We start from the raw sequence: 17,887 nt of genomic DNA on the forward strand, positions 1-17,887 counted from the left end.
CTCGCGGTTCAGTTTCGGTTTAAGCCGGCGCGATAGGCGAGGAATGATGCGGATCCTGCTGGTAGAAGACGACCCCGATCTCGGCCCCGCCATCGCCCGGGCGCTGCGCGCGGAGCATTGCGCCGTCGATCTGGCAGCCAACGGCATCGATGCACAGCATCTCGGCGAGACCGAAGCCTATGACGCGGCGGTGCTCGATCTCGGCCTGCCGGGCCGCACGGGCGCCGAGATCCTCGCCGCCTGGCGCGCGGGCGGGCGGGCGCTGCCGGTGCTGGTACTCACCGCCCGCGAGGCCTGGGCCGACAAGGTCACCGCGTTCAAGGCCGGTGCCGACGATTATCTGACCAAGCCCTTCCGGGTGGAGGAACTGATGATGCGGCTCCGCGCGCTGGTCCGCCGCGCCGCCGGGCACGCGCAGACCCGGATCACCTGCGGCCCGCTCGCCTTCGAGAGCCAGACCGGCCAGTTCGAACTGGATGGGCTGCCGCTGAAACTCACCGCATTCGAATGGCGCGTGCTGTCGCAACTGATTCTCCGGCGGGAGGTGGTGATCGAACGGCTCGATCTGCTGGAGCGGGTCTATGAAGGCGATGCCGACGTCGATTCGAACAGCCTGGAGGTCATCATCGGCCGCCTGCGCCGCAAGATCGGCGCCGAGCGGATCGAAACCGTGCGCGGCCGCGGCTATCGGCTTACCTGCGGCGGGCAGATGCCATGAAGCGGCGTTCGCTCCGCACGCGGATGATCCTGCTTTCGGCGCTGGCCACGCTGGCCGCGCTGGGTCTGGCCGGCTGGACGATGGCCGGGGTGCTCGGCCGCGTGGTGACCGGCGGGATCGACCAGCGTCTCGACGCCCAGCTTGCGGTGCTGGCGAGCGCCGTCCGCGACGATGGCGGCGTCGACCGCGCGCGGCTCGCGGCGCGACAGGGAAGCCTGGCCGCCGGGCCGGGCTGGCGCTGGCGGATCGAAGGCCCGCGCGGCACGCTCGGCAGCACCGACTTCCCGGCGCTGCGGCCGCCCGGGCCGGGACGTGGCGGCGCGGCGCCGACGCTGCTGCCGCCGGCGCCGCTCGAAGGCGAGGATGCGCATGGCCGCGTCCATGCCCGGCGGCTGGTGGTGGACAGCGCTGCCGGCCCGGTGACGCTTACCGCCTCGGCGCCGGGCCGGGTGATCGGCCGCCCGGTCCGCGATGCGCTGGTCCCGCTGGCGACGGTGATCCTCCTCCTGGCACTGATCTTCGCGCTGGCCGCCTGGGTGCAGCTGCGATTCGCGCTGCGGCCGCTCGCCATCCTCGTCGCCCAGATCGGTGCGATCCGTCGCGGCGAGCGCGAAGCGGTCGAGGAGGATCAGCCGAGCGAGCTCCAGCCGCTGGCCAGTGCGCTCAACGCGCTGGCCGCCGCCCATGCGGCGACGCTGACGGCGGCACGGCAATCGGCCGCGAACCTGGCCCATGCGCTGAAGACCCCGGTCGCCACGCTTGCCCTCACCCTCGCGCCGGACAGCCCCGAGGCGGCGCAGCTGCGGCGCATCGAGGGCGTGATCCGGCACACGCTCGCACGCGCGCGCGCCGCGGCGGTAAACCGGCGCGCCAGCACGGAGCTCGCGCCGATCGCCGCCGATGTGGCGGGCGTGATCGGCACGCTCCGCCCCGGGATCGCGATGTGCATCGAGGTGCCGCAGGGCTACCGCATCGCGATCGATCCGCACGATCTTGCGGAGATCCTGGGCAATCTGCTGGACAATGCGGCCCGCCATGCGCGGCACCGTATCCTGCTCGCCGCGGGGGAGGATACGCCCGGCACGATCCGCCTGACCGTGGAGGATGACGGACCCGGCATCCCGCCCGAACGCCGCGAGCAGGTGCTGCAACCCGGCGTACGGCTCGACGAAGGACCGGCGGGCGACGGCTTCGGGCTTGCCATCGTCCGCGATCTGGTGGCGCTGTATGGCGGCCGGATGGCGCTGGAGGACAGCATGCTCGGCGGACTGCGCGTGGCGTTGAGCTGCCCCGCGAGCGCAACAGGCTGACGCCGACCGCCTGCGGTCAGCCGTCCCCCGGCGGCGCTGCGGTGGAGCTGCGCTTGACGATCGCATGTTCCAGCACGCGGTCGCGGCGGCCGCGGGCTTTCTGCCCGCCGCCGCGCGCTTCGTCCGCCAGCAGCGCCAGCGCCTCGGCAGCCAGGCGGCGGACCGGCTGGTGGACCGTGGTGAGCGGCGGCCACAAGGTTACCGCCGCCGTGGTATCGTCGAATCCCACCACGGTGAGCTGCCGGGGCACGTCCAGCTGGCGGCGGTGCGCGACCGAGACGATGGCGGCGGCCATGTCGTCGTTGCTTGCGAACACCGCCGTGGGCGGAGCCGGCCCGTCCAGCAGCTGCTCGCCCGCGGCAAGACCCGAGGCGTAGCTGAAGTCCCCCTGGACCAGCTGCACCCCTGCACCGGGCAGGTCGCGCATCGCGTCTTCCATCCCCGCACGGCGCTCCGCGCTCGCCGACTGGTCGGGATTGCCCAGCACGAAGCCGAGACGGCGGTGGCCGAGATCGAGCAGATGCCGCGTCATCTCGAATGCGGCGCGGCGATCATCGATCCGCACGCAGGTGGCGCCCGGCACGTGATAGGCGCCAATCGCCGCGATCGGCACGTCCAGGCCGCGCAGCGTTCGCAGGACCACCGGCGCCTCCCCCAGCGGCGGTGCCAGCAGGATGCCGGACAGGCCGGCGTTGACGAAGCGGAGCAGCTCCTGCTCGGCAGGCGCGCGCCCGCCCTCCCCCTTCAGCAGCACCAGTCGCGCGCCGCGGGTCGAGGCTTCCTCGAACACGCCGGTCAGCAGCTCGCTCATGAACGCTGCGCTGGAATTGGAATAGATGATGCCGATGCGCAGTTCCGCCGCGGTCACTAGGCTGCGCGCGGCGACGTTGGGGACATAATGAAGGTCGATGATGGCGCGCTCGACCACCTCGCGGGTCGCGGCGCTCACCCCGCTGCGGCCGTTGATCACGCGCGAGACGGTCATGGCGGACACGCCCGCCCTTGCGGCCACGTCGATCACCGTCGCGCCCTGCGCCGGCCGGTTCGCCTTCGTCACGCCCTCGTTCTTCTTTCCCCGCATCTGGCAGGACCTACGCGATGCGGCCGGTTCGGAAAAGCCGCGATGCACCCTCGGCTTGTGCGGGCGCCGTGGGCAGCTATGCAAGATTCCCAAGGAGAGAGACCCCCGATGCGCCACGTCCTGCTGCTCGACCTGAACGACGATCCCGAGGCGATCGCCGCCTATGCCCATTGGCATCGGCCGGGCGGTCCGCCGGCCGCGGTGATCCGCTCGATCCGCGAGGCGGGGATCGAGGCAATGGAGATCTGGCATGCCGGAGACCGGCTGGTGATGGTGATGGAAACCGGCCCCGGCTTCGACCCCGAGGCCAAGCGCGAGCGCGACGCCGCGGACCCCGACGTGCAGGCGTGGGAAACGCTGATGGACGGCTTCCAGCGCCGGCTCGCCTTCGCCGAACCCGGCGTGAAATGGGTGCCGACCGAACCGATTTTCGCCCTTGCCGACCAGCCCTGACCGGCCGGCGCGTGCCGTCAAAAGGCGACGATCGCCTTCAGCACCTGGTCGGCCTCTTCGATCAGCGTCGGCAGGCGCTGCGGCAGATCGTCCGCATCGACGCTGTGGGTATGCAGCCGGTCGGTGGGGATCGCACCCGAACGGATCGCGGCGATCACCCGCTGGAAATCGGCGGCGAGGGCGTTGCGGCTGGCGATCAGCACCGCCTCGCGCTTGTGGAATTCCGGATCGGCGAAGCTGAGGTCGCCCGGCGCCACGCCGACCAGCAGCAGCGCGCCCCCATGGCCGACGAAATCGAGGCTGCGGCGCATCGCCGGCAGCGAGCCGGTGGCGTCGATCACCACGTCGAAACCGTCGCCGTTGGTGCGTTCCGCCAGCCGGTCGCCGAGCATGTCGTCGACAACCAGCCCGTCAAAGCCGAGCTGCTCGCGGGCATAGGCCAGCCGCTGCGCACGTTGGTCGACCAGCGTCACGTCGAACCCGTCGAGCCGCGCGAACAGCGCGCTGGCGATGCCGATCGGGCCCGCCCCCACTACCAGCACCCGCCCCTCGCCGTCCTTCGGCGCGCGCGAGACGGCGTGCGCGCCGATCGCCAGGAACTCGATCATCGCGGCCTGGTCGACGCTCAGCCCCTCGGCATCGAGTACCGCGCTCGCCGGCACTACCAGCAGCTCGGCCATGCCGCCGTCGCTGTGCACGCCCAGCACACGGATGTTGACGCAGGCATTGGGCTTGCCCTTGCGGCAGGCCACGCAGCAGCCGCAGGCGAGATAGGGGTTGATCGCCACCGTCCGGCCGAGCGGGAGCGCAACGCCCTCGCCCAACGCCACGACCTCGCCGCCCAGCTCATGCCCCATCACCCGCGGATATTGCAGGAACGGGTGGCGGCCCGCGAAGATGTGATAGTCGGTGCCGCACAGGCCGACGCGGCGGATGCGAACCAGCACTTCGCCCGGGCCCGGGGTTGGCGCCTCGCGCTGGATCTGGGTCAGCTCGAACGGTGCGTTGCAGAGGATGGTACGCATGGCATGGGTCTCCTGCCCGAGCCCTGCCATGGCCGTTCGCATATATGCAAGTCGGTTTTCTAAATGAGCGGACGCAGTTCGTAGGCGCGGATCGCATTGCCGCCGAACACCGCCGCTTCGGCCTCCGGGCAGTGCCGGGTGACGTAGCGGGCGATGAGGTCGTGCGTGTCGCCATAGCGGCCGGCGAGTTCGCAGACGGGCCAGTCCGATCCCCACAGGATGCGATCGGGGCCGAAGCAGGCGAAGACGTGGTCGAGATAGCGTTCGAAGTCGCTCGGCTGCCAGTCGCGCGCCGCCTCGGTGATCAGGCCGGAGACCTTGCAGAACAGCGTCGGGTGGCGCGCGGCGGCCGCAATCTGCTCGGCCCAGGGCTGCCAGGCGCCCGCGGCGATGTCCGGCTTGGCGGCGTGGTCGAGGATCAGCCGACCCTCGCCGCAGCGCGCAAGGAACGCCGGCAGGGTGCCGAGCTGCGCGCCGTTCACGAGCACGTCATAGCTGAGCCCGGCGGCGAGTACTGCGCGCACGCCCGCCACGAACGCCTCGCCCAGCAGGAAATCGGCGTCGGGCTCGTCCTGCACGACGTGGCGGTAGCCAAGGATCGGCCCCGCCGGGCGCGCGGCGACCCGCTCGGCGACATCGGGCGCGCGTAGGTCGATCCAGCCGACCACGCCGGCGATGGCGGGCTGGCGGGCGGCGCAGTCGAGGAGGAAGGCGGTTTCCGCGTCGCTCTGCCGCGCCTGCACCGCGATCGCACGGTCGACGCCGGCTGCCTGCATCTCGCGGGCAAGATCGTCGGTGTCGAAATCCCGCGCAATCGCACTGCCGGGTTCGATCCAGCCGAACGCTTCGGAGGTATAGTGCCACAGGTGGTGGTGAGCATCGATCCGCATGCCCCTGCATAGCCGAACCCGACGCATCTCGGGAAGCGCGCCGCCATCCGCCGCAAGGCTTTGTTTCGAAAGGCCTGCAACCCCTGCCCGCCAATCCGGTTGATCCAGCGGCACGGCGCGTTTCGCGCCGGCTGCCCCGGAGATGGTTCATGGCGACGACGACTTCCAACCGCACTGCGGTGATCACCGGCGCCTCCAGCGGCATCGGCCGCGCCACGGCCGAGCTGTTCGCCGAGCATGGCTGGCGGCTGGTGCTCGCCGCGCGCGACGCAGCGGCGCTGGAGGCGCTTGCCGGGGATCTGCGCGCCACCGGGGCCCAGGTGCAGGTGGTGCCCACCGATATCGGCGACAATGCCGCCGTGCTGGCCCTCGCCGAGGCCGCGCAGGCGTTCGGCGGCACGATCGACCTGTGGTTCGCCAATGTCGGCGTCGGCGCGGTCGGACGGTTCGAGGAGGTGCCGGTCGAGGCGCACGAACAGGTGCTTCGATCAAACCTGCTCGGCCATCTGTACGAGGCGCATGCCGCGCTGCCGATCTTCCTGCGGCAGGGCCAGGGCGTGTTCGTCAACATGATCTCGATGGTCGGCTTTGCCGCCGCGCCGCTCGCCGCCGCCTATTCGGCGAGCAAGTTCGGTCTCAAGGGGCTTTCCGAAGCCCTGCGCGCGGAAATGGCGGCACAGCCGCACATCCATATCTGCGACGTCTACCCGGCGCTGGTCGACACGCCGGCGCTGGAGCATGCCGGCAACTATACCGGCAAGGCGATCCATCCCCCGACGCCGCTGCTCGATCCCCGCCGCGTCGCGGCGGCGGTGGTGCGCCTCGCCGACCATCCGCGCGCGACCACGCTGGTCGGTGCACAGAACTGGGCGGCGCGGATCGGCCATGCGCTGGCACCGACGCTGAGCCTGAAGATCGTCGATCGCTGGTTCGAGGGCTATTTCGCCCAGGCCCGGCCGGCCGCAGTGAGGGAGGGCAACCTGTTCCAGCCGCCCGGCGATACGCCCCGCGTCGACGGCGGCTTCCGCAAGCCGCTGACGCGCCGCCTGCCGCTGCTGCTCGCGAGCGGGACCGTGCTCGCGCTGGGCGGTGCCGCGCTGCTCCGCCGCCGCACCGCAGCGCAGGGCTGAGCGTCGCGCGCGGAACCAAGCCGCGCTATGTTCGTCGCCTCGACTCCGAGTGGAGAGGAATGCCGATGACCACCAATCCGACGCGCGACCGCACCGAGACCGAACGCCACGCCCATGCCGTGGACGCCCAGGGCGCCCCGCCGCGCGACGGGCGGCTGGATGCGCTGGCCGGGGACGATTCGGAAGGTATCCCGATGACCGGGGAAGAAGATCCGTGTGTCGAGGTGGAGCAGCTGGGTGACGGCGGCGACGCCGAAGCCGAGCCCGAAGCGCACCCGTCGTAACCCGACAGGCCTCTCCCCTTCAGGGAGGGGTTGGGGCGGGGCCGTGTATCACCGGGACCGACAAGCGTCTGGAATTCCGCCACCCCGCCCCCCCTCCAAGGAGGAAGGGCTTGAGACAGCTTACAGCAGCACGTCGACCGCGTGGATCGCCACGCCGACCAGCCCGCCGACGACGGTACCGTTGATCCGGATATATTGCAGGTCGCGACCCACCGCATTTTCCAGCCGCGAGGTGACGGTCTGCGCGTCCCAGCCGCGGATCGTGTCGGAGACCAGCCGGACGATGCCGTCGCCATAGTCCGACGCCGCACCCACTGCCGAGCGCCGCACGAAGCGGTTGATCGTCCGCGCGAGCCTGGCGTCGGTCTGCAGCGTGCCGCCGAACTGGCGCAGCGCCTCGCCCATCCGGCCGCCCAGTGCACGCTCGGGATCGCGCGCCAGCCGCAGCATCGCCGCGCGGCTCTGCTCCCACATTCCTTCCACCCAGCGCTGGAAGCCGGCATTCTCCAGCATTTCCAGCTTGAAGCTCTCGACCCGCGCCTGGAGCTCGGGATCGTGCTGGAGCCGGTCGGCGAGGCTCTCCAGCCCCTCCTCCACCTTGGCGCGGACGGGGTGCTCGGGATCCTCGGCCATCTCGTCGATCAGCTTCTTCAGCCCCTCGATGATCTTCGTCGCCAGCGTCTCGTCGAGCCCGGTCCAGCGCATCACCGAACCGGCGCGGGCATGGACCATCTCGCGGATGAGGTGCTCGTTCGCCTCCAGGATGCGCGCGCCGCCGCGGATCATCGAATCGAGCAGCGGCAGGTGTCGGCCATTGGCGATCGCCGCCGCCAGCGCCTGGCCGAACAGCGGCGCCACGTCGATCGCGCGCAGCCGGCTCGCGATCGCGCCCTTCACCATGCCGCCCAGCCGCTCCTGATCGAGCGATTCGAGGACGTTTGCCGCCAGCCGTGATGCGCCCGCGCCGATCCGGCCGGTGCCGTGCGACGGCGCCGCCAGCCAGCGCCCGGCAGCCGCCGCGACGTCGAGCCGCTGCATCCGCCGCGCCACCACGCGGGGGATCAGGAAATTGGCGCGGAGGAACTGGCCCAGCGTCTCGGCGATGCGATCCTTGTTGCGCGGGATGATCGCGGTGTGCGGGATCGGCAAATGGAGCGGGTGGCGGAACAGCGCCGTCACCGCGAACCAGTCGGCCAGCCCGCCGACCATCGCCGCCTCGGCAAAGGCGCGGACGAAGGGCAGCGCCGGATGCAGTCCCTGGAAATGGCGCGCGACGAGGAACAGCGCCGCCATCGCCAGCAGCAGCCCGGTCGCGACCATCCGCATCCGGCGCAGGCCGGCGGGCGGAGGATCGGTTCGAAGGCGGGGGGTAAGGCTCATGGCAGGTGCAACGCCGGGAAGGCCCCGTCCGCTCCGCTCAGCCTTCGCGATGCACCGCGAACGGGCCGTTGCCCTGGTTCACCGGCATCAGTTCCAGCGTGTTGACGGCGAAGTGCGGCGGCAGCGTCGCCACCCACAGCATCGTCTCGGCGATATCCTCGGCGGTCATCGGGTTGACGCCCTTGTAGACCTGGTCCGAAAATTCCTGGCTGCCGGAACGGACCAGGGTGAATTCCGTCTCGACCATGCCCGGCTCGATCGAAGTGACGCGCACCCCGGTGCCGATCAGGTCGGCGCGCAGGTTGAGCGTGAACTGGCGGACGAACGCCTTGGTCGCGCCGTACACATTGCCGCCCGGATAGGGATAGGTGGCGGCGACCGACGACAGGTTGATGATGCCGCCCTTGCGCGCGACCAGCCCGGGCAGGAGCTTGTGGGTGATCGAGACGAGCGCGGTGATGTTGGTGTCGATCATCGTCTGCCAGTTCTCGAGCGACGCCTTGTGCGCCGGCTCCAGCCCCAGCGCGAGGCCGGCATTGTTGATCAGCAGGTCGATGTCCGAGAACGGCGCGGGCAGGCTGGCCAGCGCGGCGTCGCGGGCGGCGTCGTCGCGCACGTCGAAGGCGAGGGTGTGGACGCGCTCGCCGGCAAGCTTCTCGAGCCGATCGGCGCGGCGGCCGGTCGCCACCACATGCCAGCCGGCATCGGCAAAGGCGCGGACCGAAGCTTCGCCGATCCCGGCGGTGGCGCCGGTGATGAGTACGGTAGGCATGGCAACTCCTGGAATGACGTTTCGCCTGTCTATACGCGGACGCAGGCGGTTTGGATCAGCTTTTTGCGGATCACAGCCGGAAGCGCCAGTTGCGCCGGTGCAGCGGCCAGAGGCAGGCGACGATGATGCCGACCACGCCGAAAGCGCAGGCGGTGGAGGCGACGGTCGGATCGGCGGACAGGCGGGAGGCGATGCCGAAGCCCCAGGCTTGCGGGGTGATCGGGCCCGCGGGGCCGGGCACCCAGGGCGCCTCGCCGATCTTGGCCATCACGACCGAGAGCAGGAAGCCGAGCACCGCATTGGTGCCAAGGACCCGGACCGGGGTGAACAGCGTGGCCACCGCCCGGCTCTGCAGCGCGCCCGAGAGCACCGCCAGCACGATCAGCGATACGCCGCTGCTGAGCAGTGCAAAGCTGCTCGTCCACAGCGGCTTGATGATCGGGATCAGCGGATCGAGCAGCAGCCCGGCCGCTACCAGCGCCGCGCCGGCACCGAGCAGGGGCAGCAACGCCGCGAGGTCCGGCCCGCGCCGCAGCGCCCGTGCGGCGAGGATGCCCGCCAGTACGTTCACGATCGCCGGCAGCGTCGCCAGCAACCCTTCCGGATCGTAGACCACCGGCCCCGCCCATTGCACCGCGCCGAGCGGCCAGAGATGCGGCACGGTGAACAGTGCGCGGTCGATATAAGCGGCAAGGTTCCCCTCCTGATCCAACCGGCCGACGCCGTAGCCCGGCACCGGCACGAAGGTCAGCAGCAGCCAATAGCCGATCAGCAGCAAGGCGGCGGCCAGCAGCAGCACGCGCGGATCGGCATCGGTCTTGCCGTCCGGCAGGCGCTGCGGGAAGGCGAGGATCAGTGCGACGCCGGCCAGATAGCAGAGCGCGATCCGCTGGAGCACGCCGGGGAGGCGCACCATGTCCAGGCCGGGAAAGTCGATCCACGGCGCGTGATCGAGCATCTTGAGGCTGTAGAGGACATTCACGAACAGCCCGAGCAGGATCAGCCCGGCCACCCGCCGCAGCACGCGCCGCCACAGCGCGCCCGTGGCACCGGGCCGGGAGAGGTTACGCGGGAACGACAGGCCGAGCGCGACGCCCACCGCGACGAGGAAGCCGGGGAAGACCATGTCGGCGGGCGTCCAGCCCTGCCAGTGCGCGTGCTGGAGCCACCAATAGCTGTGCATCCAGTCGCCGGGGCTGGTCACGAGGATCATGCCGGCGACCGCCAGCCCGCGAAAGACGTCCAGCACATCGAGCCGCCCGGTGCTGTCCTGCATCGCGATTCCTCCCCCGGTTTCGCGGACTGTGCAGGGGCTGCCGCACGGGCACAAGATCGACAAAGAAAAAGCGCGCCAAGCCCGAGGCTCGGCGCGCTTTTCTACTTCGGAAGAAACCGATCAGACGTCGAGATTGGCGACGCTGAGCGCATTCTCCTGGATGAAGTCGCGGCGCGGTTCGACCACGTCGCCCATCAGCTGGGTGAAGATCGCGTCGGCGACATCCGCCTGGTCGACGGCGACCTGCAACATCGAGCGGTTCTGCGGATCGAGCGTGGTCTCCCACAGCTGCTCCGCATTCATCTCGCCCAGACCCTTGTAGCGCTGGATGGCCAGGCCCTTGCGCCCGAAGGCGAGGATCGCGTCGAGCAGCTGCGACGGGCGTGACACCAGGCTCTCGCCCTTGCCGACCGCGACCGGCGCCTCGTCCTCCGGCACCGGCGCGTCGATGTCCGTCGCGAGGCCCTTGTTGGAGACGAGCTTGGACGGCGTGAGATACGCCGCCGCCTGCTCGCTCGCCAGCGTGTGCAGCTTGCGCGCCTCGGCCGAGGTGAGGAAGTTCGCCTCGACGATGTGGTGATCGGTCACGCCGCGCCACAGCCGTTCGAAATGATAGCCGCCATCCTCGGTGATGCGCGCGCTCCACCGGGCTTCGGTATCGGCGGCGTCGAGGCGGTGGACCACCGTCTTCAGCTCCTCGGCATGCCGCTCGCGGCTCACCGAGGGATCGAGCGCGCCGCCCAGCGCCAGCGATTCGATGATCATCGGATCGTAGCGGCGCGGCACGTAGCGCATGAGGGTACGCATGCGCCGGGCATGCTCGACCAGCGTGCGCAGGTCCTCGCCCGAACGCTGGCTGCCATTGGTGTCGAGCACCGTGCCGCCGACGCCGGCATCGACCAGATACTGGTCCAGCGCGGCATCGTCCTTCAGATACACTTCGGACCGGCCCTTGGTCGCCTTATACAGCGGCGGCTGGGCGATATAGAGGTGCCCGTTGGTGATGATCTCGGGCATCTGGCGGTAGAAGAAGGTGAGCAGCAGCGTGCGGATATGCGCGCCGTCCACGTCGGCGTCGGTCATGATGACGATCTTGTGGTAGCGCAGCTTCTCGATGTTGAAATCGTCGCGGATGCCGGTGCCGAGCGCGGTGATGATCGTGCCGATTTCGCGGCTGGCGAGCATCCGGTCGAAGCGCGCGCGCTCGACGTTGAGGATCTTGCCGCGCAGCGGCAGGATCGCCTGGAAATGGCGGTCGCGGCCCTGCTTGGCCGATCCGCCGGCCGAGTCACCCTCGACGAAGAAGAGTTCGGACTTGGCGGGATCACGCTCCTGACAGTCGGCGAGCTTGCCGGGCAGGCTGGCGATGTCCATCACGCCCTTGCGCCGGGTCAGCTCGCGGGCGCGCTTGGCGGCTTCGCGCGCGGCGGCGGCGTCGATCACCTTCTGGATGATCTGCTTCGCGACGGCAGGATTCTCTTCCAGCCACTCGGCCAGCTTGTCGGCCATCAGGCTTTCGAGCGGCTGGCGGACTTCGGAGGAGACCAGCTTGTCCTTGGTCTGGCTGCTGAACTTGGGGTCCGGCAGCTTGACCGAGACGATCGCGGTCAGGCCCTCGCGCATGTCGTCGCCGGTGAGGCTGACCTTCTCCTTCTTCAGCATCCCCGACTTGTCGGCATAGTTGTTGAGCGTGCGGGTCAGCGCCGCGCGGAACGCCGCGAGGTGGGTGCCGCCGTCACGCTGGGGGATGTTGTTGGTGAAGCAGAGGACATTTTCGTAATAGCTGTCGTTCCACTCCAGCGCGACGTCGATCGTCACGTCGTCGCGGGTGCCGCTGATCGCCACCGGATCGGGCATCAGCGCGACCTTGTTGCGATCGAGATACTTCACGAACGCGGCGATGCCGCCTTCGTAGAACAGCTCGATTTCCTTCACTTCCTCGTGCCGCGCGTCGCGCAGGAACAGCCGCACGCCCGAATTGAGGAAGGCGAGCTCGCGGTAGCGGTGCTCGAGCTTCTCGAAGTCGTACTCGGTGATCTTGAACGTGTCCGGGCTGGCGAGGAAGGTCACGCGCGTGCCCTTCTTGCCGTTGGCCGGGCCGATCACCTTGAGTGGCGCCTCGGCATCGCCGTGGCGGAAGCGCATGTAATGCTCCTCGCCGTCGCGCCAGATGTTGAGGTCGAGCCACTCGCTCAGCGCGTTGACGACCGACACGCCCACGCCGTGCAGACCGCCCGAGACCTTGTAGGCGTTCGAATCCGAGGTGTTGTCGAACTTGCCGCCCGCATGGAGCTGGGTCATGATCACTTCGGCGGCGGACACGCCCTCTTCGGAGTGGATGCCGGTGGGGATGCCGCGGCCGTTATCCTCGACCGAGACCGATCCGTCCGGATTGAGCGTGATCAGGATCAGGTCGCAATGCCCGGCCAGCGCTTCGTCGATCGCGTTGTCGGAAACCTCGAACACCATGTGGTGCAGGCCCGAGCCGTCGTCGGTGTCGCCGATATACATGCCGGGGCGCTTGCGGACCGCATCCAGGCCCTTGAGGACCTTGATCGAGTCCGCGCCATATTCGTTCGCGTTGGGATCGTTCGTCTTGGGAGTGTCTGCCATGCCGAGGATATAGGGATTCAGGGCACGGAACGAAAGCAAAATGGGTGGTTAGCGGTTCCGGTCTTCCGCGTCTTGCGCGTCGTAATTGCGGCGGGTCGCTGCCTCCGTTTCATCGAGCTGCCGCTTCGAGGTGCGGTTGCGCGCGATGGCCCAGATCAGCGCCGCGGCAAGAACGATCGGGCCAATGATCACCATCAGCCCCTGCATGCTCGACAAGTCCATGGCATCTCTCCCGTTTTGCCTGGTTCAACGAAGCCGGTGCCCCTTTCGATCCGCGCCCGCGCCCCCATATCGCGGCCCATGGCGCTCGGCAGCTGGCTCACCCCCGATCCTAGCGGGATCTACCTTCCGGATGCGGATGCGTGGATCGACCCGTCCAAGCCGGTCGCGCGGGCAATCATCACGCACGGCCATGCCGATCATGCGCGCGGCGGCCATGGCGAGGTGTGGGCGACACCGGGCACGCTGGCGATCATGGCCGCGCGCTACGGCCCGCAGAACGGCCACCCGGTCGGCTATGGCGAAAGCATCACGCTCGGCCCGATCGAGGTGGGCTTCGTCCCCGCCGGCCATGTGCTGGGCTCCGCGCAGGTGGTGCTCGACCATGCCGGCGAGCGGATCGTCGTGTCGGGTGATTACAAGCGCCGGCCGGATCCGACCTGCACGCCCTTCCAGCCGGTGCCGTGCGACGTGTTCATCACCGAGGCGACCTTCGGGCTGCCGGTGTTCCGCCACCCCGAGACGACCGACGAGATCGACAAGCTGCTCGCCGCCCTGCGTGCCGAGCCCGAGCGCTGCGTGCTGGTTGGCGCCTATGCGCTCGGCAAGGCCCAGCGCGTGATCACCGAACTGCGCGCGATGGGGTTCGACGACCCGATCTATATCCACGGCGCGCTGCAGGCGCTGTGCGACCTCTATGCCCAGCATGGCGTGGAGTTGGGCGAACTTCGCCCTGCCACCGGCGTGCCCAAGAAGGAACTGGAAGGGCGGATCATCCTCTGCCCGCCCGGCGCGCTCAACGATCGCTGGTCGCGGCGACTGCCCGACCCGATCACCGCGATGGCGAGCGGCTGGATGCGGGTCCGCCAGCGCGCCCGCCAGCGCAACGTCGAGCTGCCGCTGATCCTCTCCGACCACGCCGATTGGGACGAACTGACCCGCACCATCGAGGAACTGGCCCCGCGCGAAGTGTGGGTGACACATGGCCGCGAGGATGCGCTGGTACATTGGTGCAGGCTCCGGCAGATACGCGCCCGTGCGCTCGATCTTTCGGGGTTCGAGGACGAAGACGATTGAGGGAGGTTTGACGATGGCGAACGGCAAGACCTGGGCCTGGATAGGCGGCCTGCTGGGCGGTGCGGCGATCGCCGGAGCGGCGACCTATTATGCGTTCGAAAAGGCGAGCGAGCAGCCGCCCTTCACGCTGGTGGAAAGGGACGGCGCCTTCGAGATCCGCGACTATCCCGAGCTGGTGGTGGCGGAAACGCGTGCGATCGGCACCCGCGAGGCGGCGCTGAATGCGGGCTTCGGCCGCCTCGCCGATTATATCTTCGCCAAGCGGCGCGGCGACAATGGCGGCAGCGGCGGCGAGAGGATTTCGATGACCGCCCCGGTGCTGAGCGCCAGGCAGGACGCCAGCTGGCGGACGCAGTTCGTGATGCCGGCGAAGTTCACCCTGGCGACGCTGCCCAAGCCTTCGGACAATGTCGATCTCACCACCCGCCCGGCGCGGCGCGTCGCGGTGCTGCGCTTCGCGGGCTCGCCCGACGACGCGGCGCTGGCCCAGCGTGAGGCCGAGCTGCGCGATTGGCTGGCGGCACGCGGGATCAACGGCGGCGCAGTGGAATATGCCTTCTACAACTCGCCCTTCATCCCCGGCCCCTTGCGCCGCAACGAAGTGCTGATCGCGTTGTAATTGCGGAGATGTGGCGGCTCCCGCCATCTCTGCCATCCGTCATCCCGGCGAAAGCCGGGATCCATTCGCCTCTCGCTCGCAGCAGGACCCGGTCCGGAGGCCCCAATGGATCCCGGCTTTCGCCGGGATGACGATCGATGGGTGGGCGCTCGCAAACCTTCTGCCGCGATCTTGCCGCGGACCTCTACTAACGGAATCCCCATGAAGATTCGCCCCATCCTCGCCGCCGCCGCGGCCTTTGGTTCCTTCCTCGCAGCACCGGCCGCGCAGGCCCAGGCGCGCGATCCCTTCGGCGAGTGCCTGCGCGCACGCACCAGCCGCGCCGATCGTGACGTGCTGGTACGCTGGGTATTCACCGCCGTCGCCCAGAGCGCCGCGGTGCGCGACATGGTGAAGGTGGACGAAGGCCGCCGCGTCCAGGCCAGCCAGCAGGCCGGCCAGCTGATCACCCGCCTCGTCACCCGCGACTGCCGCGTGGAAGCGATGGACCGCATGAAGCGCGACCCCGGCGCACTGCAGAACAGCTTTACCGCGCTCGGCCGTGTCGCGCTGATGGACCTGGCGCAGGATCCCAACGTCGTCGGCACGCTGGCGGGCGTGCTGCAGTACACCGACATGGGCAGCATCACGATGATGCTGATGGAAGGCGGCCTGCGCCCGGGGGGCTAAGCCCGGCTCAGCGCCCGAACCGCACCCGCGCCACCACCGGATAATGGTCGCTCGGGTACACCTCGCCCCGATGGGTATCGATCGTCGCGACCCGCTCGACGGTCACGCCGCGCGTCAGGATCCAGTCGATGCGGCGGTCGCCCTTGCCGGTGAAGCCGTGGAAGGTGACGTCCGGCCCCTGTCGCGGCGCGCCGCCCAGCCATGCATCGGCCAGCGCCCTGGTCAGCACCGCATGGGCGGGCTTGTCGGCGGTGGTGTTGAAATCGCCGGTGACGATCACCGGCAGGTCCTTCGGCCCCGCGGCGATGCGATCGGCCAGCAGCTGGGCGCCGCGGGTGCGGGCGTCGTCATCCTGGTCGCGATACGGGAAATGGGTGTTGTAGAAGCGGAAGCGGCGGCCCTCGCGCGTCTCGAACGTGGCCCAGTTCACCATGCGCGGCAGCGGATGGCCCCAGGTGATGCTGCCCGGCACTTCGGGCGTGTCCGACAGCCAGAACTGTCCCTGCTCGACAATCTTCAGCCGGTCGCGCCGGTAGAAGATGCCCATGTGCTCGTCCTTGTGGCCGCCATAGCGATCGGTACCGAACCAGCTATACTGCGGCAGCGCCTTCACCACGTCGTCGCCCTGCCGCTGGAACAGCTCCTGCGTGCCGATCAGGTCGGGGTCCGCCGCGCGGATCGTCGTGAAGGTGAGGTCGCGGCGCTTTTCCCACAGGTTCGCGCCGTCGCCGTCGCTCGGCATGCGGATGTTGAGGCTCATCACCGTGAGCGCGGGCGCGCCCTGCGCCAGTGCCGGCGCGCACGCCAGCATCGCGGCCAGCGCCGCCACCACACCCCAGATCCGTTTCATCAACCCGCTCCTTCGAGTGCCTTCTGGCGCCGGCGTTGCACCGAGCTGCCAATGCCCATCGCCTCGCGGTATTTGGCTACCGTCCGGCGCGCGATGTCGAAGCCCTTGGCGTTGAGCAGTTCGACCAGCGTGTCGTCGGACAGGATCTTCTTGGGATCCTCCGCCGCGATCAGCGTCTTGATCGCGCTCTTCACCGCCTCGGCCGAAACCGCCTCGCCGCCATCGGCCGACTGGATCGCGCTAGTGAAGAAATATTTCAGTTCGAACAGCCCGCGCGCGCAGCTGAGATATTTGTTGCTGGTGACGCGGCTGACCGTCGATTCGTGCATCTCGATCGCATCGGCCACCTGGCGCAGCGTCAGCGGGCGGAGATGCGCCACGCCCTTCAGGAAAAAGCCTTCCTGCTGCTTCACGATCTCGCTGGCCACCTTGATGATCGTCCGCTGCCGCTGGTCGAGCGCCTTGACCAGCCAGTTGGCGCTGGCGAGCATGTCGGTCAGCCAGGCCTTGCTCGCCTTGTCCTGCTTGCCCCCCGAAACCTCGGCATAATAGGCCCGGTTGACCAGCAGCCGCGGCAGCGTCGCCGCGTTGATCTCCACCGCCCAGCCATTGCCGCGCCGCGCGACGAACAGGTCGGGCGTCACCGCGGGCACCGGATCGCCGCCATAGCGGCAGCCGGGCTTGGGATCGTAGCTGCGCAGCTCGCGGATCATGTCCGCCAGATCCTCGTCATCGACGTTGCAGATCCGGCGCAGCCGGACGAGATCGCCGCGCGCGACGAGTTCGAGATTGTCGATCAGCCGCGCCATGCACGGATCGTAGCGGTCAGCCTCCTTGGCCTGGAGCGCCAGGCATTCGGCGAGATCGCGCGCGCCGACGCCGGTAGGATCGAAGGTCTGGATGATCGCCAGCACCGCCTCGACCCGGGCGAGCGGCACGCCCAGCCGCTCGGCGATCTCGCGCAAGGATATGGTCAGGTACCCACATTCGTCGATCTGGTCGATCAGGTGCTGGGCGATGAACAGGTCGGGTCCGGCCACGGTGGATCCGGCCTGGGCCAGCAGATGGTCGGCAAGGGTGAGGTCGCCGCTTCCGATGCTGTCGAGATCGGGCCCATCCTCCGACCCGCCCGCGCCCGCGCCCGCGCCCGCGCCGTTCATGCCCAGACCGCCATCCAGCCCACCGATCGAGTCGCTGGCCGAATCATGGTGGAAACTTTCGGTCGCGAGATCGACGTCGAGCGCAGCCTCCCCCGCCGCTTCGCCACCACCGAGGATCAGCTCGCTGGCGTCGGCCGGGCCGTCACGAACCTCGAACTCGTCACCGCCGCCCTCCACCGGTTCGGGCGGCCCGTCGTCGCCGCCCCCCGCGTCGAGCAGCGGGTTGCGCTCGACCTCCTCGGCGATGAACGTCTCGATCTCGAGGTTCGACAGCGCCAGCAGCTTGATCGCCTGCTGGAGCTGCGGCGTCATCACCAGCGATTGCGACTGGCGCAGATCGAGGCGAGGCGCGAGACTCATG

Annotated in this window: 18 protein-coding genes; 8 read left to right on the forward strand and 10 right to left on the reverse strand. The window is 69.3% G+C overall.

Features of this window, described 5'->3' with window-relative positions; genetic code table 11:
• Positions 1–46 precede the first annotated feature (46 nt).
• Positions 47–718 (forward strand): response regulator, encoded by a 672-nt coding sequence (locus tag SPI01S_RS08605; protein WP_066721476.1) that lies wholly within the window; start codon positions 47–49, stop codon positions 716–718.
• Positions 715–2,028: a sensor histidine kinase gene (locus SPI01S_RS08610; RefSeq protein ID WP_066721205.1), complete on the forward strand. Its 1,314-nt coding sequence runs from the start codon at positions 715–717 to the stop codon at positions 2,026–2,028. The genes SPI01S_RS08605 and SPI01S_RS08610 overlap by 4 nt, the downstream gene beginning before the upstream one ends.
• Positions 2,029–2,044: 16 nt before the next feature.
• On the opposite strand, the gene SPI01S_RS08615 is transcribed toward SPI01S_RS08610, so the two are convergent.
• Positions 2,045–3,085, reverse strand: a complete 1,041-nt coding sequence (locus tag SPI01S_RS08615) for a LacI family DNA-binding transcriptional regulator (protein ID WP_084253349.1) — start codon at positions 3,083–3,085, stop codon at positions 2,045–2,047.
• Between the two features lie 132 nt (positions 3,086–3,217).
• Here SPI01S_RS08615 and SPI01S_RS08620 point away from each other — a divergent pair, with 132 nt between their 5' ends.
• Complete coding sequence (locus tag SPI01S_RS08620; RefSeq protein WP_066721206.1) at positions 3,218–3,562, forward strand: L-rhamnose mutarotase; 345 nt, start codon at positions 3,218–3,220, stop codon at positions 3,560–3,562.
• Between the two features lie 17 nt (positions 3,563–3,579).
• On the opposite strand, the gene SPI01S_RS08625 is transcribed toward SPI01S_RS08620, so the two are convergent.
• Both SPI01S_RS08625 and SPI01S_RS08630 read right to left on the reverse strand, forming a co-directional pair.
• Positions 3,580–4,587 (reverse strand): zinc-binding alcohol dehydrogenase family protein, encoded by a 1,008-nt coding sequence (locus tag SPI01S_RS08625; RefSeq protein WP_066721480.1) that lies wholly within the window; start codon positions 4,585–4,587, stop codon positions 3,580–3,582.
• Between the two features lie 59 nt (positions 4,588–4,646).
• Positions 4,647–5,477, reverse strand: coding sequence for an amidohydrolase family protein (locus tag SPI01S_RS08630; protein ID WP_066721208.1), 831 nt, complete (start codon positions 5,475–5,477; stop codon positions 4,647–4,649).
• A gap of 149 nt (positions 5,478–5,626) precedes the next feature.
• Here SPI01S_RS08630 and SPI01S_RS08635 point away from each other — a divergent pair, with 149 nt between their 5' ends.
• Together SPI01S_RS08635 and SPI01S_RS08640 are read left to right on the forward strand one after the other, a co-directional pair.
• Positions 5,627–6,607, forward strand: coding sequence for an SDR family oxidoreductase (locus SPI01S_RS08635; RefSeq protein WP_066721210.1), 981 nt, complete (start codon positions 5,627–5,629; stop codon positions 6,605–6,607).
• A 65-nt stretch (positions 6,608–6,672) separates the two neighbouring features.
• Positions 6,673–6,891, forward strand: a complete 219-nt coding sequence (locus tag SPI01S_RS08640) for a hypothetical protein (RefSeq protein ID WP_066721212.1) — start codon at positions 6,673–6,675, stop codon at positions 6,889–6,891.
• Between the two features lie 120 nt (positions 6,892–7,011).
• Here SPI01S_RS08640 and SPI01S_RS08645 read toward each other — a convergent pair whose 3' ends face one another.
• The 5 genes from SPI01S_RS08645 to SPI01S_RS22215 all read right to left on the reverse strand — a co-directional run bounded on the left by SPI01S_RS08645 (position 7,012) and on the right by SPI01S_RS22215 (position 13,154).
• A complete protein-coding gene (locus SPI01S_RS08645) occupies positions 7,012–8,271 on the reverse strand; it encodes a DUF445 domain-containing protein (protein WP_245653517.1) in 1,260 nt (419 codons plus the stop codon).
• A 37-nt stretch (positions 8,272–8,308) separates the two neighbouring features.
• Complete coding sequence (locus SPI01S_RS08650; protein ID WP_066721216.1) at positions 8,309–9,043, reverse strand: SDR family NAD(P)-dependent oxidoreductase; 735 nt, start codon at positions 9,041–9,043, stop codon at positions 8,309–8,311.
• Between the two features lie 70 nt (positions 9,044–9,113).
• Positions 9,114–10,319 (reverse strand): acyltransferase family protein, encoded by a 1,206-nt coding sequence (locus tag SPI01S_RS08655; protein ID WP_066721217.1) that lies wholly within the window; start codon positions 10,317–10,319, stop codon positions 9,114–9,116.
• 120 nt (positions 10,320–10,439) lie between these two features.
• Positions 10,440–12,932 carry a DNA topoisomerase (ATP-hydrolyzing) subunit B gene (gene gyrB / locus SPI01S_RS08660; protein WP_066721482.1) on the reverse strand — a complete coding sequence of 831 codons (2,493 nt, stop codon included), beginning with the start codon at positions 12,930–12,932 and terminating at the stop codon, positions 10,440–10,442.
• A gap of 48 nt (positions 12,933–12,980) precedes the next feature.
• The gene (locus tag SPI01S_RS22215) at positions 12,981–13,154 is read right to left on the reverse strand and encodes a hypothetical protein (protein ID WP_157084615.1); all 174 of its coding nucleotides are present in this window, start codon (positions 13,152–13,154) and stop codon (positions 12,981–12,983) included.
• Positions 13,155–13,232: 78 nt separating this feature from the next.
• Here SPI01S_RS22215 and SPI01S_RS08665 point away from each other — a divergent pair, with 78 nt between their 5' ends.
• The 3 genes from SPI01S_RS08665 (at position 13,233) to SPI01S_RS08675 (ending at position 15,516) form a co-directional block, all read left to right on the forward strand.
• Entirely contained in the window at positions 13,233–14,228 is a 996-nt protein-coding gene (locus SPI01S_RS08665) for a ligase-associated DNA damage response exonuclease (protein WP_066721220.1), read from the forward strand.
• Positions 14,229–14,241: 13 nt separating this feature from the next.
• The gene (locus SPI01S_RS08670; protein WP_066721223.1) at positions 14,242–14,847 is read left to right on the forward strand and encodes an SOUL family heme-binding protein; all 606 of its coding nucleotides are present in this window, start codon (positions 14,242–14,244) and stop codon (positions 14,845–14,847) included.
• Between the two features lie 201 nt (positions 14,848–15,048).
• On the forward strand, positions 15,049–15,516 hold the full coding sequence (locus SPI01S_RS08675; RefSeq protein WP_066721225.1) for a hypothetical protein: 468 nt from the start codon (positions 15,049–15,051) through the stop codon (positions 15,514–15,516).
• Between the two features lie 7 nt (positions 15,517–15,523).
• On the opposite strand, the gene SPI01S_RS08680 is transcribed toward SPI01S_RS08675, so the two are convergent.
• Together SPI01S_RS08680 and rpoN are read right to left on the reverse strand one after the other, a co-directional pair.
• Positions 15,524–16,366 (reverse strand): endonuclease/exonuclease/phosphatase family protein, encoded by an 843-nt coding sequence (locus tag SPI01S_RS08680; protein WP_066721227.1) that lies wholly within the window; start codon positions 16,364–16,366, stop codon positions 15,524–15,526.
• The gene (gene rpoN, locus SPI01S_RS08685) at positions 16,366–17,886 is read right to left on the reverse strand and encodes an RNA polymerase factor sigma-54 (RefSeq protein WP_066721229.1); all 1,521 of its coding nucleotides are present in this window, start codon (positions 17,884–17,886) and stop codon (positions 16,366–16,368) included. The genes SPI01S_RS08680 and rpoN overlap by 1 nt, the downstream gene beginning before the upstream one ends.
• Between the last annotated feature and the right edge of the window lies 1 nt (position 17,887).

Source organism: Sphingomonas pituitosa NBRC 102491, from assembly GCF_001598435.1.
GTDB lineage: Bacteria > Pseudomonadota > Alphaproteobacteria > Sphingomonadales > Sphingomonadaceae > Sphingomonas > Sphingomonas pituitosa.

Coding starts and splice junctions, on each gene's coding strand:
- SPI01S_RS08625 (WP_066721480.1), bottom strand. CDS start 4,587: ATGCGTACCATCCTCTGCAACGCACCGTTCGAGCTGACCCAGATCCAG.
- SPI01S_RS08630 (WP_066721208.1), bottom strand. CDS start 5,477: ATGCGGATCGATGCTCACCACCACCTGTGGCACTATACCTCCGAAGCG.
- SPI01S_RS08650 (WP_066721216.1), bottom strand. CDS start 9,043: ATGCCTACCGTACTCATCACCGGCGCCACCGCCGGGATCGGCGAAGCT.
- rpoN (WP_066721229.1), bottom strand. CDS start 17,886: ATGAGTCTCGCGCCTCGCCTCGATCTGCGCCAGTCGCAATCGCTGGTG.
- SPI01S_RS08605 (WP_066721476.1), top strand. CDS start 47: ATGCGGATCCTGCTGGTAGAAGACGACCCCGATCTCGGCCCCGCCATC.
- SPI01S_RS08675 (WP_066721225.1), top strand. CDS start 15,049: ATGAAGATTCGCCCCATCCTCGCCGCCGCCGCGGCCTTTGGTTCCTTC.
- SPI01S_RS08635 (WP_066721210.1), top strand. CDS start 5,627: ATGGCGACGACGACTTCCAACCGCACTGCGGTGATCACCGGCGCCTCC.
- SPI01S_RS22215 (WP_157084615.1), bottom strand. CDS start 13,154: ATGGACTTGTCGAGCATGCAGGGGCTGATGGTGATCATTGGCCCGATC.
- gyrB (WP_066721482.1), bottom strand. CDS start 12,932: ATGGCAGACACTCCCAAGACGAACGATCCCAACGCGAACGAATATGGC.
- SPI01S_RS08610 (WP_066721205.1), top strand. CDS start 715: ATGAAGCGGCGTTCGCTCCGCACGCGGATGATCCTGCTTTCGGCGCTG.
- SPI01S_RS08655 (WP_066721217.1), bottom strand. CDS start 10,319: ATGCAGGACAGCACCGGGCGGCTCGATGTGCTGGACGTCTTTCGCGGG.
- SPI01S_RS08680 (WP_066721227.1), bottom strand. CDS start 16,366: ATGAAACGGATCTGGGGTGTGGTGGCGGCGCTGGCCGCGATGCTGGCG.
- SPI01S_RS08665 (WP_066721220.1), top strand. CDS start 13,233: ATGGCGCTCGGCAGCTGGCTCACCCCCGATCCTAGCGGGATCTACCTT.
- SPI01S_RS08645 (WP_245653517.1), bottom strand. CDS start 8,271: ATGAGCCTTACCCCCCGCCTTCGAACCGATCCTCCGCCCGCCGGCCTG.
- SPI01S_RS08620 (WP_066721206.1), top strand. CDS start 3,218: ATGCGCCACGTCCTGCTGCTCGACCTGAACGACGATCCCGAGGCGATC.
- SPI01S_RS08640 (WP_066721212.1), top strand. CDS start 6,673: ATGACCACCAATCCGACGCGCGACCGCACCGAGACCGAACGCCACGCC.
- SPI01S_RS08670 (WP_066721223.1), top strand. CDS start 14,242: ATGGCGAACGGCAAGACCTGGGCCTGGATAGGCGGCCTGCTGGGCGGT.